The sequence below is a fragment of the Nocardia sp. CDC159 genome (genome assembly GCF_023740735.1).
Classification (GTDB): domain Bacteria; phylum Actinomycetota; class Actinomycetes; order Mycobacteriales; family Mycobacteriaceae; genus Nocardia; species Nocardia pulmonis.
Genome location: NZ_JAMRXH010000012.1, coordinates 1 through 14,100, shown reverse-complemented (window position 1 = coordinate 14,100; position 14,100 = coordinate 1). Strand labels below are relative to the sequence as shown.

The 14,100-nt window shown below is 67.2% G+C and carries 17 protein-coding genes and 4 tRNA genes; 7 read left to right on the top strand and 14 right to left on the bottom strand.

Features of this window, described 5'->3' with window-relative positions:
• Positions 1-9: 9 nt before the first annotated feature.
• The 11 genes from rplJ to NDR87_RS24245 all read right to left on the bottom strand — a co-directional run bounded on the left by rplJ (position 10) and on the right by NDR87_RS24245 (position 5,840).
• Positions 10-564 carry a 50S ribosomal protein L10 gene (gene rplJ / locus NDR87_RS24295; RefSeq protein WP_251912940.1) on the bottom strand — a complete coding sequence of 185 codons (555 nt, stop codon included), beginning with the start codon at positions 562-564 and terminating at the stop codon, positions 10-12.
• Positions 565-949: 385 nt separating this feature from the next.
• Complete coding sequence (gene rplA, locus NDR87_RS24290; protein ID WP_251912939.1) at positions 950-1,663, bottom strand: 50S ribosomal protein L1; 714 nt, start codon at positions 1,661-1,663, stop codon at positions 950-952.
• A 68-nt stretch (positions 1,664-1,731) separates the two neighbouring features.
• A complete protein-coding gene (gene rplK, locus NDR87_RS24285; protein WP_195113532.1) occupies positions 1,732-2,166 on the bottom strand; it encodes a 50S ribosomal protein L11 in 435 nt (144 codons plus the stop codon).
• 177 nt (positions 2,167-2,343) lie between these two features.
• Positions 2,344-3,093, bottom strand: coding sequence for a transcription termination/antitermination protein NusG (gene nusG / locus NDR87_RS24280; protein WP_251912938.1), 750 nt, complete (start codon positions 3,091-3,093; stop codon positions 2,344-2,346).
• A gap of 111 nt (positions 3,094-3,204) precedes the next feature.
• Complete coding sequence (secE, locus tag NDR87_RS24275) at positions 3,205-3,615, bottom strand: preprotein translocase subunit SecE (protein ID WP_251912937.1); 411 nt, start codon at positions 3,613-3,615, stop codon at positions 3,205-3,207.
• 30 nt (positions 3,616-3,645) lie between these two features.
• Positions 3,646-3,718, bottom strand: a tRNA-Trp gene (locus NDR87_RS24270).
• A gap of 183 nt (positions 3,719-3,901) precedes the next feature.
• Positions 3,902-4,969, bottom strand: a complete 1,068-nt coding sequence (locus NDR87_RS24265) for a fused (3R)-hydroxyacyl-ACP dehydratase subunits HadA/HadB (RefSeq protein ID WP_251913255.1) — start codon at positions 4,967-4,969, stop codon at positions 3,902-3,904.
• A gap of 140 nt (positions 4,970-5,109) precedes the next feature.
• The gene (rpmG, locus tag NDR87_RS24260; RefSeq protein WP_011211653.1) at positions 5,110-5,280 is read right to left on the bottom strand and encodes a 50S ribosomal protein L33; all 171 of its coding nucleotides are present in this window, start codon (positions 5,278-5,280) and stop codon (positions 5,110-5,112) included.
• Between the two features lie 46 nt (positions 5,281-5,326).
• A tRNA-Met gene (locus NDR87_RS24255) sits at positions 5,327-5,399 on the bottom strand.
• Between the two features lie 74 nt (positions 5,400-5,473).
• Positions 5,474-5,546, bottom strand: a tRNA-Thr gene (locus tag NDR87_RS24250).
• 213 nt (positions 5,547-5,759) lie between these two features.
• Positions 5,760-5,840 (bottom strand) — tRNA-Tyr (locus NDR87_RS24245).
• A 186-nt stretch (positions 5,841-6,026) separates the two neighbouring features.
• On the opposite strand from NDR87_RS24245, the gene NDR87_RS24240 reads away from it, so the two are divergent.
• Entirely contained in the window at positions 6,027-6,518 is a 492-nt protein-coding gene (locus tag NDR87_RS24240) for a YajQ family cyclic di-GMP-binding protein (protein ID WP_251912935.1), read from the top strand.
• On the opposite strand, the gene htpX is transcribed toward NDR87_RS24240, so the two are convergent.
• Together htpX and NDR87_RS24230 are read right to left on the bottom strand one after the other, a co-directional pair.
• Positions 6,509-7,396, bottom strand: coding sequence for a zinc metalloprotease HtpX (gene htpX, locus NDR87_RS24235; RefSeq protein WP_251912934.1), 888 nt, complete (start codon positions 7,394-7,396; stop codon positions 6,509-6,511). The two genes, NDR87_RS24240 and htpX, sit on opposite strands and share 10 nt — an antisense overlap.
• Before the next feature lie 118 nt (positions 7,397-7,514).
• Positions 7,515-8,537, bottom strand: coding sequence for a polyprenyl synthetase family protein (locus NDR87_RS24230; RefSeq protein WP_286014006.1), 1,023 nt, complete (start codon positions 8,535-8,537; stop codon positions 7,515-7,517).
• A gap of 138 nt (positions 8,538-8,675) precedes the next feature.
• Here NDR87_RS24230 and NDR87_RS24225 point away from each other — a divergent pair, with 138 nt between their 5' ends.
• The 3 genes from NDR87_RS24225 (at position 8,676) to NDR87_RS24215 (ending at position 10,907) form a co-directional block, all read left to right on the top strand.
• On the top strand, positions 8,676-9,950 hold the full coding sequence (locus NDR87_RS24225; protein ID WP_251912933.1) for a geranylgeranyl reductase family protein: 1,275 nt from the start codon (positions 8,676-8,678) through the stop codon (positions 9,948-9,950).
• Positions 9,950-10,366 carry a helix-turn-helix transcriptional regulator gene (locus NDR87_RS24220; protein ID WP_251912932.1) on the top strand — a complete coding sequence of 139 codons (417 nt, stop codon included), beginning with the start codon at positions 9,950-9,952 and terminating at the stop codon, positions 10,364-10,366. The genes NDR87_RS24225 and NDR87_RS24220 overlap by 1 nt, the downstream gene beginning before the upstream one ends.
• Before the next feature lie 61 nt (positions 10,367-10,427).
• Complete coding sequence (locus tag NDR87_RS24215) at positions 10,428-10,907, top strand: VOC family protein (RefSeq protein WP_251912931.1); 480 nt, start codon at positions 10,428-10,430, stop codon at positions 10,905-10,907.
• Positions 10,908-10,958: 51 nt separating this feature from the next.
• Here NDR87_RS24215 and NDR87_RS24210 read toward each other — a convergent pair whose 3' ends face one another.
• Complete coding sequence (locus NDR87_RS24210) at positions 10,959-11,462, bottom strand: DUF2505 domain-containing protein (protein ID WP_251912930.1); 504 nt, start codon at positions 11,460-11,462, stop codon at positions 10,959-10,961.
• Between the two features lie 97 nt (positions 11,463-11,559).
• Here NDR87_RS24210 and NDR87_RS24205 point away from each other — a divergent pair, with 97 nt between their 5' ends.
• The 3 genes from NDR87_RS24205 to NDR87_RS24195 all read left to right on the top strand — a co-directional run bounded on the left by NDR87_RS24205 (position 11,560) and on the right by NDR87_RS24195 (position 14,012).
• On the top strand, positions 11,560-11,970 hold the full coding sequence (locus NDR87_RS24205; RefSeq protein WP_372494181.1) for a DUF3592 domain-containing protein: 411 nt from the start codon (positions 11,560-11,562) through the stop codon (positions 11,968-11,970).
• A gap of 256 nt (positions 11,971-12,226) precedes the next feature.
• Positions 12,227-13,369, top strand: coding sequence for a glycosyltransferase family 1 protein (locus tag NDR87_RS24200; RefSeq protein WP_251912928.1), 1,143 nt, complete (start codon positions 12,227-12,229; stop codon positions 13,367-13,369).
• A 277-nt stretch (positions 13,370-13,646) separates the two neighbouring features.
• Positions 13,647-14,012, top strand: coding sequence for an rRNA adenine N-6-methyltransferase family protein (locus NDR87_RS24195; protein WP_251912926.1), 366 nt, complete (start codon positions 13,647-13,649; stop codon positions 14,010-14,012).
• The last annotated feature ends 88 nt before the right edge of the window (positions 14,013-14,100 follow it).

The window sequence follows — 14,100 nt, the reverse complement described above, 5'->3', positions numbered from 1 at the left end:
TATTTCGACTTATTCGGCGTCCGCGGCCGGAGCCTCGGCGGCCCCACCCTCGTTGCGCTTCTTTTCCTCGAGCGCAGCGAACAGGCGAGCGACCTGACCGGCGGGCGCGGCGAACAGCCCGGCCGCCTTGTGCAGGTTGCCCTTCATGGCGCCGGCCAGCTTGGCCAGCAGCACCTCGCGGGACTCCAGGTCGGCAATGCGCTCGACCTCGGACACGGACAGCGGCGCGCCGTCCATGTAGCCGCCCTTGATGATCAGGGCCTTGTTGTCCTTGGCGAAGGTCTTCAGCGCCTTCGCGGCCTCGACCGGCTCACCCGTGATGAAGGTGATCGCGGTCGGACCGACGAACAAGTCATCCAGGCCTTCCACGCCCGCCTCGGCGGCGGCACGCTTGACCAGGGTGTTCTTGGCGACGGAGTAGGTGGCATTCGCACCCAGGGCCCGACGCAGTTCGGTGAGCTTGCCGACCGACAGGCCACGGTACTCCGTGACCACGGTGGCGGTAGCGCCCTTGAACTGCTCGGTGATCTCCTCGACCGCCTCGACCTTCCAGGTCTTTGCCATACTTCGCCTCCTCTCTGGATGGTCGGTGTCTCGATGAACTACCGAATCCCGGAGGAGACTGCCCGGCGACAAAGCAAACGCCCCGGACGCAGGGCATCCCGGGGCGCACAAGAAAACACACGCGAGCAGGCTCGCGCAGATTTCCCGACCTCGGTTCCGCCTGCGTGGGCCGCCAGCAATATCGCCGGACCTTCGACTGCCCGAGGGCAGCGACCAACGGTCTTCGGTAGAACGATTTGGGGGTGATCGCCGAACTGGCCGACGACCGTTGTTCAGGATAGCGGAAGGGTGCCCCATCTGCAAAAACGGGGTGACCTACGCCGCTGTGGGTCCGGAACACGAAGGGCCGGTACGAAATTCGTACCGGCCCTTCGAGGCTTGCTACTTACGCTTCCTCTTCGGTGAGGTTGCGGGTGCGGTTCGGGTCCACCGGGATGCCCGGGCCGGTGTTCGTCGAAATCGTCACCTTCTTGAGGTAGCGGCCCTTCGCGGTCGAGGGCTTGAGGCGCAGGACCTCCTCGAGGGCGGCGCCGTAGTTCTCCACCAGCTTCTTCTCGTCGAAGGAGGCCTTGCCGATCACGAAGTGAAGGTTGGCCTGCTTGTCGACACGGAAGTTGATCTTGCCGCCCTTGATGTCGTTGACGGCCTTGGTCACATCGGTGGTGACGGTGCCGGTCTTCGGGTTCGGCATCAGGCCGCGGGGGCCCAGCACGCGCGCGATGCGGCCGACCTTGGCCATCTGGTCCGGGGTGGCGATCGCGGCGTCGAAGTCCAGCCAGCCGTCCTGGATGCGCGCGATCAGATCCTCGGCGCCCACGGCGTCCGCACCGGCGGCCTCGGCCTCGGCGGCCTTCTCGCCCGCCGCGAACACGATGACGCGGGCGGTCTTACCGGTGCCGTGCGGCAGGTTCACGGTGCCGCGGACCATCTGATCGGCCTTGCGCGGGTCGACACCGAGACGGATGGCGACCTCGACGGTGGCGTCGGTCTTCTTGGTGGAGGTCTCCTTGGCCAGCTTGGTGGCGGCCAGCGGGGAGTACAGCTGATCCTTGTCGACCTTCGCGGCCGCCTCGAGATAAGCCTTGCTTCGTTTTGCCATGTTTCTCTGTCCTTGTCTCAGTCAGATGTGGTGCGGGACTGGCCGTCCCTCCCACAAGGGTCGAACCCTTACTCGGCGACGGTGATACCCATCGAGCGAGCGGTACCGGCGATGATCTTCGCGGCGGCGTCGATGTCGTTGGCGTTCAGGTCTTCCTGCTTGGTCTTGGCGATCTCGCGGATCTGGTCCATGGTGACCTGGGCGACCTTGTTGCGGTGCGGCTCGGCCGAACCCTTCTGCACACCGGCGGCCTTGAGCAGCAGCTTGGCGGCGGGCGGAGTCTTCAGCTTGAAGTCGAACGAGCGGTCCTCGTAGACCGTGATCTCGACCGGGATGACGTTGCCACGCTGCGACTCGGTCGCGGCGTTGTACGCCTTGCAGAACTCCATGATGTTGACGCCGTGCTGGCCGAGCGCGGGACCCACCGGCGGGGCGGGGTTCGCCTGGCCGGCCTGGATCTGGAGCTTGATGAGCCCAGCGACCTTCTTCTTCTTGGGGGGCATCTTTCTTCCTTGGTTTAGGTTCCTTACGGATTCCCGTAAGCCTTCTCCGGACTTGCGCCCGGCCCGCTTGGCGACAGTCAAGGATGGGCGCAGGCACAACCCGTCAAGTTTAAGCGAACGCGAAAAAGGCGGTGACACCGGCCCGGATGAGCGAACCGGGCCACCGCCCTGACGCGACTAAATCTTGGCGACCTGTGTGAACGCCAATTCGACCGGAGTCTCGCGACCGAAGATCGAGACGAGCACCTTGAGCTTCTGCTGCTCGGCGTTGACCTCGGAGATGCTGGCCGGCAGCGTCGCGAACGGGCCGTCCATGACGGTGACCGACTCGCCGACCTCGAAGTCGACCTCGATGGTCGGCTTGGGGGCGACCTCGGTGGCGGTCTCGGAGGCGGCGGTGGCAGCCGCGGCGGCCGCGGGCTTCTTCTGCTGCTGATCGGCCGGCACCAGGAACTTCACCACGTCGTCGATGGACAGCGGCGAGGGACGCGAGGTGGCGCCGACGAAGCCGGTGACGCCGGGGGTGTTGCGCACCGCGCCCCACGACTCGTCGTTGAGGTCCATGCGAACCAGGATGTAGCCCGGCAGCACCTTGCGCTGCACGTTCTTGCGCTGGCCGTTCTTGATCTCGGTGACCTGCTCGGTCGGCACCTCGACCTGGAAGATGTAGTCCTCGAGGCCCAGGTTCTGCACGCGGGTCTCGAGATTGGCCTTCACCTTGTTCTCGTAACCAGCGTAGGAGTGCACGACGTACCAGTCGCCGGGGGCGCGCCGCAGCGCGGCCTTCATCTCCGCGACCGGATCGGAGGGTGCGTCGGCGGGCTCCGCGGTCGGCGCGGAGTCCTCGACGGCCGCGTCGGCGGTGGGCTCTTCCACCGCGTCCTCGACCGGGAACTCTTCGTATGTGCCGTTCTCCGGGGAGCTCACTGGGCACTCGCTTCCTGTGTCGTCACTAACTTCCTCTGCGTGCCGGATCCGGAATCCGGCGGATGGCACCGCCCGAATCGAGCACGGACGGAGACCGGCGCCGACGGTCAGCTAGCCGAACAGCCAGTTGACACCCTTGATGAACGCCAGATCCAACCCGGAGATGAACGCGACCATGAAGACCACGAACACCAACACCACGCTCGTATAGGTGACCATCTGCTTGCGGTTGGGCCAGATCACCTTGCGCAGTTCCGCGATCACCTCGCGGAGGAACTTCACCAGGCGCTTGAGCGGATTACCCGCACCGCCACCGGCATTCTTCTTGTCGACCGGCTTGGTCTTCCGGGATGCCGCATCGGTACGAGCGCTACCGTTCCGATCGATCGTGGCGATCGAACCGGTGTCGGCCGACGAGGTCCGAGCCCGCCGAGCCGACCGCTTGCCACTCGGCCGAGCCACCGCGGTGCCATCGTCATCGGTCGCATGTGCGCCGTGGCGATTGTCCCGCTCGTCGCTCACGTCGATTCCTCTCGTCGCTGGCATCCAGTGCAGGGGCGACAGGACTTGAACCTGCAACCTGCGGTTTTGGAGACCGCTGCTCTGCCAATTGAGCTACGCCCCTTCGGCTGGATGTCTGTTGGTTATCCAGCACCAGTATCTATTCAGTTGTGTTCCGGGAGCCACACAATACGCGCGCCGCCCCTAACAGAGCAGCGCGCAGCGACTGGCGACCCCAGAAACCCGAGTGTACGTTACGGCCCCGTCGGATTGCCAATCGGCCTGTCAGGACAGCTGCGCTGGGTCGTCAAGACAACTGCACAGTCGCGGTCGCCCGCCCGAAGATCCTGCGCCCCTCCGACTTTGCCGTGATCGCGACCACGGCCGTGCGGGTCTCGGGATCCACCGACTTCACCTTGCCGGAGTATTCGATCTCGGCGGGTGCGTCGGCGGGCACGTACACCATGCTCGTGAAGCGGACGTTGTACTCCTTGACCGCGCCCGGATCACCCAGCCACGAGGTCACGAAGCCGCCGCCCAGGCCCATGGTCAGCATGCCGTGGGCAACCACATTGTCCAGCCCGACGCGCTTGACGACCTCGTCGCTCCAGTGGATCGGATTCGGATCGCCGGAGACCCCGGCGTAGTTCACCAGATCACCGCGGGTGAGCTGAACGATCCGCGGCGGCAGCTCGTCGCCCTCGGACACGTCCTCGAAACGCAGCGCGCGCTTGCTCGGTTCGATCCGCGGCACCGTCGGGACCGGAATGTCGGTCTCGGTCACCAGCGGCAGCGTGCGCGGGCGATGCTCGGGGGTCGACATACCGCCCTGCATCAGCACATTGCGCGCGATATCCCGCAGATTCGGATCGATGTCCGCACCGCTGCGCCCCGCCAGCGTGGTGTAGGTGGTGAGGACCAGTTCGTCGCGGGAGGTGACGATGTTCTTGGTGACGATCATGTCGGCGCCGCCCGGGGCCTGCCGGAAGGAGTGCAGGTAGACATCGCAGACGAGCCGGTCGCCGACCCTGATCGGGCGATGGAACTCGAGGGTCTGGTCGGCCTGCATGATCTGACTCAGGTCGTAGCCGGTGACGACCTTCTCGAAAAGCTTGCTCTGCGCCAGGATTCCGACCAGGGAGATGAAGGTCAGCGGCGCGAGCAGCCCGTCGTAACCGTACTCCTGGGCGGCGTCCTCGTCCCAGTGCAGCGGGTGGTAGTCCTGCACCGCGCGCGCGTACTCGCGCACCTTTTCCCGGCCGACCTCGTAGTAGTCGTCCACGCGGTAGTGGTGGCCGACCATGGCCGCGGCATGCGCCGCCGGGTCGAAATCCTCGGCGGTGGTATCGATCTCGACCTCGGTACCGGTGTTGATTGTCACGGAAGGCTGATCCCTATCTGACCCCGCTACCGGAGTCGGCGGAGCGCTCACTACCGCACTTACACCAAGTGCCGGAGCGGGTGGAAACCTGCTCCGGCACATTACCTACGCGGCAGCTCGCACGCGTGGTGAAGTTAGCGAGATTCGCGGTGCGCCCGGTGGGTGCCGCAGTTCGGGCAGAACTTCTTCAGCTCGAGGCGGTCCGGGTCGTTACGCCGGTTCTTCTTGGTGATGTAGTTGCGGTGCTTGCACTGCTCGCAGGCCAAGGTGATCTTTGGCCGGACATCGGTGGACTTCGCGGCCACGATTATGCCTTCTTTCCGGTCAACCTAGGGTTGTAATCAGTATGGGTAGCGATGGCCGGACTCGAACCGGCGACACAACGATTATGAGTCGTTTGCTCTACCACCTGAGCTACACCGCCATCACACGGCATTGCGGTGGAGTCGCCGCCCGGCCCATGGAGTGCCGAGTTGGGTCACCACCGGCAATCCGGCGAGCCCCCTAACGGAATCGAACCGTTGACCTTTTCCTTACCATGGAAACGCTCTGCCGACTGAGCTAAGGGGGCATGACTACTGGCGCTCCGCGTGGCGATCTCTCGCACCCGGGGCGCCGAAGCCTTGAACGAGGTTACACACACACCCGCCCCTGCTCCAAACCGTGTGGTCAGAGGGCGTTTTGGACGGCCGAGCCAGAGTCGGCGGGCCTCGCCGGGGCGAACGACTGCGGGAGGCGGGTAAACGAAACGACCCCCGCGGCGCTCTTCCGCGGGGGCCTGGTGTGGCGGATGAAGGATTCGAACCTCCGTAGCTTGCGCGGCTGATTTACAGTCAGCTCCCTTTGGCCGCTCGGGCAATCCGCCAGGTCGCGCCGTTGCAGCGCGCTGACGAGAATACAACGAGTACCGGTTGTTGACGCAAACCGGCTGGCCAGCGCCCGATAGGAGCCCGTGTGCCCGGATCGACTCCCGCGCGCCGGGCGACTAGCGTCGGTCGGTCGGGGTAGAAATTCTGCTACGAACCTCGAGCCCGTGAGACAGGAGCACAGTGTGGCCGATTCGTCATTCGATGTCGTGAGCAAGGTCGATCGTCAGGAGGTCGACAACGCCCTCAACCAGACGGTCAAGGAGCTGAACACCCGCTACGACTTCCGCGGCACCGGCGCGAGCATCGAATGGTCCGGGACGGAGAAGATCGTGCTGACGGCCGAGTCGGAGGACCGCGTCAAGGCCGCGCTGGAGGTGTTCAAGGAGAAGCTGATCCGCCGCGACATCTCGCTCAAGGCCTTCGAGGCCGGGGAGCCGCAGGCATCCGGCAAGGTGTACAAAATCACAGGGACGGTCAAGGAGGGCATCTCGCCCGAGACCGCCAAGAAGATCTCCAAGAAGATCCGCGACGAGGGCCCCAAGGGCGTCAAGGCCCAGATCCAGGGCGACGAGCTGCGGGTCAGCGGTAAGAAGCGCGACGATCTACAGGCGGTCATCGCGCTGCTGAAAAGCAGCGATTTCGATGCCGCGCTGCAGTTCGTGAACTACCGGTAGTTCCGCGGCCCGCCCGCCATCTGCTCCAGCCGGGCGATCCGATCCGCCATGGGCGGGTGGGTGGAGAACCAGCGGGCCATCCGGTCGCCGTTGCGGAACGGGTTGGCGATCATCAGGTGAGACTGGGCGGTCAGCTGCGGTTCGGGCGGCAGCGGGGCGGCCTGGGTGCCGCTCTCCAGCTTGCGCAGCGCCGAGGCCAGGGCCAGGGGGTCGCCGGTGAGCGCGGCCCCGTCCTGGTCGGCCTGATACTCGCGCGAGCGGGACACGGCCAGTTTGATCAGCGAGGCGGCGATCGGCCCCAACAGCGAAACCAGCAGCACGCCAATGATGTTGGGCCCCTCACCGTCGCGATTGCCACCACCGAACGCGCCCGCGAAGAAGGCGAGATTGGCCAGACCGGAGATGACCGCGGCCAGCGCGCCCGCGACCGACGAGATCAGGATGTCGCGGTTGTACACGTGCGACAGTTCGTGGCCGAGCACCGCGCGCAACTCCCGCTCGTCGAGGATCTGCAGGATGCCGCTGGTGCAGCAGACCGCCGCATGCCGGGGATTGCGCCCGGTGGCGAACGCGTTGGGGGCATTGGTCGGGCTGATGTAGAGCCGCGGCATGGGCTGGCGCGCCGTGGTCGCCAGCTCCCGCACGATCTTGTACATGACCGGGGCCTCCAGCTCGGAGACCGGCTGGGCGTGCATCGCCCGCAGCGCCAGCTTGTCGCTGTTGAAATACGCGTAGGCGTTCATGCCCACGGCGATCAGGATCGCGATCAGCAGGATGGTCGGGCTACGGAACATCGCCCCGGCGACGACGATCAACGCCGACAAACCGACCATCAACCCGAAGGTCTTCAACCCGTTCGCGTAACCATGTCCGTGCATGTCCGCCTCTCCACGCCGTCCGGCCCTAGATGTGCGTTACACCAGGTCAACGATAGGAGCTGAGAACGAGTTCCAGATTGAACTGTGACATTACCGGAAATTCCCGGCCGCCTTCGGATCAACCCACGCGTTCGATGGTGTAGCGGACCAGGCGCTCCAGGGCCTCGTTGGCCGGGCCCGCGGGCAGGGCCGAGAGTTCGGCGTGGGCCAGGTCGGCGTAGCCCTGCAGTTTCTCCTTGGCCAGCACCATGCCGCGCGAGCGGGACAGCAGTTCCAGCGCCTCAACCACCTCGTCGTCGGATTCGAGCGGGCGGGCCAGCAGCTTGCGCAGGCGGTCGCCCTCGGCGCCCTCGTCGCGCAGCGCGTACAGCACCGGCAGGGTGTGCACACCCTCGCGCAGGTCGGTGCCCGGGGTCTTACCGGACTGCTCGGAGACCGAGGAGATGTCGATGATGTCGTCGGAGATCTGGAATGCCGTGCCGACCGCGTCGCCGAGGCGGGCCAGCCGCTCGATGTGGTCGAGATCCGCACCGGAGAAGGTGCCGCCGAAGCGGCCCGCGGCCGCGATGAGCGAGCCGGTCTTCTCCCAGACCACCCGCAGGTAGTGCTCCACGGGATCCTGGGATTGCTTGGCCCCCATGGTTTCCCGCATCTGTCCGGTGACCAGTTCGGCGAACGTCTCGGCGATCACGCGCACCGCGTCGGGTCCCAGCGTGGACACCAGGCGGGAGGCGTGGGCGAACAGGTAGTCACCGGCGAGGATGGCAATGCTGTTGCCCCAGCGGGAGTTCACGCTGGGCGCGCCGCGCCGCATGGGCGCCTCGTCCATCACGTCGTCGTGGTAGAGGGTGGCCAGGTGGACCAGCTCGACGACCGTGCCCGCGGTGATCAGATCCGGATCGGTCGGGCGCGGCCCCAGCTGTCCGGTGAGGATGGTGAACAGCGGGCGGAATCGCTTACCCCCGGCCTTGGCCAGGTGCAGCGCGGCCTCCTGCAGGAACTCCTCCCCGTCGGACAGCTCGCTGATCAGTAGTTTCTCGACCTCGTCCAGTCCGTTGCGCACCGTCGCCGCGAGCTCGGGGTCGCCCAAGTCCACCCCGGCGACCACGGTGCTCTCATCGCGCACAGCCGATGCACTCATCTCGTCTCCCAACGCCGCGTCCGTCCCCACACCGAAGAACCTAGCGTGTCGGATGCCGAACCCCCATGAACACCGTCACTGTGGGAGAAATCAGACACCGCACGACACCTGTCGGGGGGTGCTGGAAGTATTGACCCCATGGTTGCACCGGATCCCACGTCCGCCCGCGATCGCACCGTCGAATCGCTGCCCGACCATGCCGACGTGCTGGTGGTCGGCGCGGGTCCGGCCGGTTCGGCCGCCGCGGCGTGGGTCGCCCGATCCGGGCGCGATGTGCTGCTCGTGGACTCGGCGACGTTCCCGCGCGACAAGACCTGCGGCGACGGGCTGACCCCGCGCGCCACCGCCGAGCTGGAACATCTGGGCCTGGGCGAATGGGTGCGCGCGCATACCGTCAATCGCGGCCTGCGGATGACCGGATTCGGCCGCGAGGCGCTGCTGCGCTGGCCCGACGGCTCGTTCCCGGCCTACGGAAGTGCCGTGCCCCGCACCGAACTCGACGACAAACTGCGCGAGACGGCGGTGAAGTGGGGTGCGCGCATGGTCGACGACGCTCGGGTGGTGGACGTGGCCCGCAGCGGCGACCGGGTCACGGGGGTCACCGTGCGCACCGACGCGGGCACGCGCGAGATCGGCTGCCGCGTCCTGATCGTCGCCGACGGGGTGCGCTCGCCGGTCGGAAAGCTGTTGGGCCGCACCTGGCATCGGCAGTACGCCTACGGCGTCGCGGCGCGCGCGTACATCCGCTCCGGTCGCAGTGACGACGAGTGGATCACCTCGCATCTGGAACTGCGCGACGCCGAGGGCGCCTTGGTGCCCGGTTACGGCTGGGTGTTCCCGCTCGGCAACGGCGAGGTCAATATCGGGGTCGGTTCGCTGGCCACCGAGCGGCGGCCCTCGCACGTCGCGTTGAAACCCCTGCTGCAGCACTATGTCTCGCTACGCCGCGCGGAATGGGAGTTCGAGGGCGAGACTCGCGCGGTGGCCTCGGCGCTACTGCCCATGGGCGGTGCGGTGTCGAATGTGAGCGGCCGCAACTGGGCGCTGGTCGGCGATGCGGCGGGCTGCGTGAATCCGCTCAACGGTGAGGGTATCGACTACGGGCTCGAGGGCGGCCATCTGCTGGCCGCACTGCTCGACGAGCCGGATCTGACCACCCTCTGGCCGGATCTGCTGCGCGCCCGCTACGGCCGCACGTTCTCGGTGGCGCGCCGGATCGCGGCGCTGGCAACCCATCCGCGCATGGTGCCGATCGGCGGACCGCCGGTGATGCGGTCGAAGTTCCTGCAGCACACGGCGGTTCGGGTGATGGGCAATCTGGTCACCGAGGAGGACAGCGATCTGGTGGCGCGGGCGTGGCGGACGGCGGGCCGGGCCTCCATGCGCCTGGACGAGCTGGAGCCGTTCACGTAATGGACGCGCGATCGGTCCCCGAGGATCTGCTCCCGCATCTGCGCCGGGCGCGGGACCTGGCCGACCGCCACTACGCCGAACCGCTGGATCTGGACGGCCTGGCCGCCGCGGCCGGGGTGTCGAAGTATCACTTCCTGCGCTGTTTCGCCGCGACCTACGGCAAGACGCCCGCGCTGTATCTGGCCGAGCGGCGGATCGAGCGGGCGCAGGATCTGCTGCGTGCGACCAATGTCACGGTCACCGAGGCGTGCATGCTGGTGGGGTACACCAGCCTGGGGTCGTTCAGCCGCAAGTTCACCGAGCTGGTGGGCATGTCGCCGTCGGCGTACCAGGCGAAGTTCGCGGCGGAGGGCGTGCCGCACATCCCGGGCTGCTACGTGTTCATGCACGGGCTGTCCGACCGCAAACGCGAATGACCGAGCGAGGTCCGCAATTTTGAAGAAGCGGACGATGCGGCAGCGGCCATAGCCTGATCGCATGGCAACGATCACAAACATTTCGCTGGTCACCGTGTATGTGACCGATCAATCCGAGGCCAAGCAGTGGTACATCGACAAGCTGGGCTTCGTGGAGACCGCCGACGTGACCATGGGCGAGAACGGTTTCCGTTGGGTGACGGTGGCCCAGCCCGACCATCCCGAGCTGGGGGTCGCGCTGATGGTTCCGGGCCCGCCGCTGGACGACAATCTGGCCGAGGCCATCCGCCGCGCGCTGGCCAACGGGACCCACGGCGCGCTCGGGCTGCGCACCGACGACTGTCAGAAGGCGTACGAGGAGCTGACCGCCAAGGGCGTGGAATTCGTGCAGCCGCCCTCGGAGCGCCCCTACGGCGTGGAGGCGGTGATGCGGGACAACTCCGGAAACTGGCTGGTTCTGGTGGAACAGCGGGAGTTCGACCCGAAGACCACGGACTGGTCGGGCGAGGACGTCTGCGACCCCAACCAGCCCAACCAGTGAAACGGGTTGCCCGGCCGAGGGCGGCCTCGGCCGGGACCCGGGATTTCGGGACTATGCGTCGGCCTTGGCCAACCACTCCTCGATGAACTTGCGCTCGCTGTTCACCACGCGGTGCTGCAGCTGTTCGGCCAGTGGCTCGATGGCCCCGCCCACGATCGGCACCTTGACCGTCACGGTGCCCGCCACCTCGATCTCCGAGCCCTCGGCCGTGGGCCGCAGCTCGTAGGTGCCCTCCATATCGGTGCTGATGCCCTTGGTCGCGCCGGCGAAGGTGCCGCGGGCGATATCGCCCTGCAGCGGTCCCCAGTTGTCGGTGCGCTCGAGCACGAGTTCGCTCTTGAGCACCTTGGTCACGATGGACGGGATCTTCTCGGCCGCGGCCCGTTCGGTCATGTGGATGCGGATGGTGTCCGGCCCGTCCGGATGCGACAGGTCCAGGGTGGCGGTCTCGGCCGCGGAGAATCGGGCCCGCCACAGTTCGTCGTCGATGATCGCCCGGTGAAGCTCTTCGACCGGGACGCTGTATGGCACGGTGAAGCTGAATTTTCGGGACATGCCCGCACACGCTAGCCGAAGGATGCAATAGCCTTGTGCGGTGTCGGAAACCACGCAGTCTGATCACCGGCGTGCGGACCCGATCGACGGACCGCCGATTCGCCTGCGGCGCACCCGGATCGGCGTGCTCATCGCCGCCACCACGGTCAGCGTGCTCGCCGTGCTGCTGGTGCTGGCGGCCTGGCGCGACGACATTCTGATCAGCTCGAACAAGGGTGTGACCAGTGCGGAGGTGTTGTCGGCCGGGCGGCTGCGCTCGGCGGTCACCTACACCACTCCCGACGGGGTGACGCACAACCCGAAGGTGGGCGTGCTGTATCCGACGAAGCTGACCGCCGGCGAGCGGATCAACGTCGAATACAGCCGCAGCGACCCGGATCTGGTGCGGGTCGCCGGCCGCGACGCCCGGGTGGCGATCATTCCCGCACTGTCGGTGATCGTCGTGGCCTGGGGCCTCGCCCTCCCCGTGCTGTGGCTGCTGCGGCGGCTGAGCCGTCCAGTGGCCTAGTCAGCGCGTTCCGCCCCATCCTCACTCAGTGGACCTGGCCGCCACATATTGGCTTGCCTTCTCATGGGCTTGGACCTGGCCTTCTCATGGGCTTGGACCTGGCCTTCTCATGGGCTTGGACCTGGCCTTGTCATGGGCTTGGACCTGGCCTTCTGATGGGCTTGGACCTGGCCGGAGGCCAGTGTTCGCCGGAACTTCGCACAGGTGTCACATCGGTGTGGCGGCGGGGCGGGGCGCGATGATCACACTGGCAAGCGTGCGTGTAGCGATAGTCGCGGAGTCGTTCCTGCCGAATATGAACGGTGTGGTGAACTCCGTGCTGCAGGTGCTCGACCACCTCGACCGCCACGGCCACGATGCGCTGATCATCGCGCCCGACACCCCTCGCGGACTGCCGCCCGCGCCGCGCGAGCACGGCCGCTTCCCCGTGGTGCGGGTGCCCGCGGTCATGGTGCCCAAGATCAGTTCGCTGCCGGTCGGGCTGCCGCAGCCGGTGATCACCGCCGCCATCGACGAATTCGACGCCGACGTGGTGCATCTGGCCTCGCCGTTCCTGTTGGGCGCGGGCGGGGTGGCGGCGGCGCTGCGGCTGGATCTGCCCGCGGTGGCGGTCTATCAGACCGATGTCGCCGGATTCGCCAAGAGCTACGGACTGGGTCCGGCGCGCCGGGCGGCGTGGGCATGGACCCGGCGCATCCACGTGCGCGCCGCGCGCACCCTGGCCCCGTCCAGCGCGGCCGCGGAAGATCTTGCCCAGCATGGCATTCCGCGCGTGCACCGGTGGGCCCGAGGCGTGGACATCGCCCGCTTCACCCCCTCGGCCCGTAGTGCCGAGCTGCGCGCGGCCTGGGGCGCCGACGACCGGCTGGTCGTGGGATTCGTGGGGCGGCTCGCGCCGGAGAAGCATGTGGAGCGGCTGGCCGCGCTGGCCGACGATCCGGATATTCAGCTGGTGATCGTCGGCGACGGCCCGGAGCGGCCCCGGCTCGCGCAGCTGATGCCCTCGGCGGTCTTCACCGGCGAACTGGGCGGCGCGGAACTCGCGCGGGCCTACGCCAGCCTGGACGTGATGGTCCACCCCGGCGAGCACGAGACGTTCTGCCAGGGCGTCCAGGAGGCACTGGCCTCGGCGCTGCCGGTGATCGGGCCGGACGCGGGCGGGCCGCGCGATCTGATCGCGCACTGCCGCAATGGATATCTGCTGCCGGTCGATCGCTTCGCGGAACTGCTGCCCAGTGCGGTGGCGGCGCTGCGCGATCCGCAGCTGCGCACCCGATTCGCCACGGCCGCACGCAAATCGGTGCTGCACCGCACCTGGCCCGCGATCTGCACCGAACTGCTGGGCCACTACGCCGAGGTGATCGGCGGCGCTCGGGACAGCGCCTGCCGCACCGCCTAGCGGATATTCACTGGACGGCCACGCGGCCACGGCCTACGGTGCTCACCGTGGCAGGTACAGCGATGAACGGGGCATGCGCGGTCGGCGCATATTTCGTGCGGATCCGCGCGGGGGCCTGGACCCTGCCTGCGCATCGCACCGCCGCTTCCAACCCGTCGTTCTGATCCTCGGGTCGTTCATCCGCCGCTGACGAATCTCGTCGCGGCCGCACGCGCATTGGCATGGTCCGGGCGAATCACTTCTTTCCGATTCGGCCGCTCCACTTCGGAGGACACCCATGTCCCGCGCGCTTTCGCGTACCCGCAAGATCCTTTCCCAGAATTTCCTCGTCGACGCGGGCGCGGTTCACCGCGTCGTGCGCTCGTCCGGCGTGACCGGCGACGATCTCGTCGTCGAGATCGGCCCCGGCGACGGCGTGCTCACCCGGCGGCTACTGGCCGCGAGCCGACGCGTGCTGGCCTACGAGAAGGACCCCCGCTACGCCGGGCGGCTCGCTCGCCGCTATGCCGGAGATCCACGAATCCGCTGCTACCACATCGATATTCGCGACGTCCGCCCGCCGCGCGAACCCTTCGCGGTGGTCGCGAACGTCCCCTTCGCCGCGACCACAGTCATTGGACGATACCCCCAGCAATCAGCGTGACCGGGGCGCATTCGGGCGGTATGGACATTGAACCGCATCGCGGCACCGGCCGCGCTGCCATCCCCCGAACTCGGTGGAGGCTTCGATG

Coding starts and splice junctions, on each gene's coding strand:
- rplJ (WP_251912940.1), bottom strand. CDS start 564: ATGGCAAAGACCTGGAAGGTCGAGGCGGTCGAGGAGATCACCGAGCAG.
- rplA (WP_251912939.1), bottom strand. CDS start 1,663: ATGGCAAAACGAAGCAAGGCTTATCTCGAGGCGGCCGCGAAGGTCGAC.
- rplK (WP_195113532.1), bottom strand. CDS start 2,166: ATGCCCCCCAAGAAGAAGAAGGTCGCTGGGCTCATCAAGCTCCAGATC.
- htpX (WP_251912934.1), bottom strand. CDS start 7,396: ATGCACGGACATGGTTACGCGAACGGGTTGAAGACCTTCGGGTTGATG.
- NDR87_RS24230 (WP_286014006.1), bottom strand. CDS start 8,537: ATGAGTGCATCGGCTGTGCGCGATGAGAGCACCGTGGTCGCCGGGGTG.
- NDR87_RS24225 (WP_251912933.1), top strand. CDS start 8,676: ATGGTTGCACCGGATCCCACGTCCGCCCGCGATCGCACCGTCGAATCG.
- NDR87_RS24220 (WP_251912932.1), top strand. CDS start 9,950: ATGGACGCGCGATCGGTCCCCGAGGATCTGCTCCCGCATCTGCGCCGG.
- NDR87_RS24215 (WP_251912931.1), top strand. CDS start 10,428: ATGGCAACGATCACAAACATTTCGCTGGTCACCGTGTATGTGACCGAT.
- NDR87_RS24210 (WP_251912930.1), bottom strand. CDS start 11,462: ATGTCCCGAAAATTCAGCTTCACCGTGCCATACAGCGTCCCGGTCGAA.
- NDR87_RS24195 (WP_251912926.1), top strand. CDS start 13,647: ATGTCCCGCGCGCTTTCGCGTACCCGCAAGATCCTTTCCCAGAATTTC.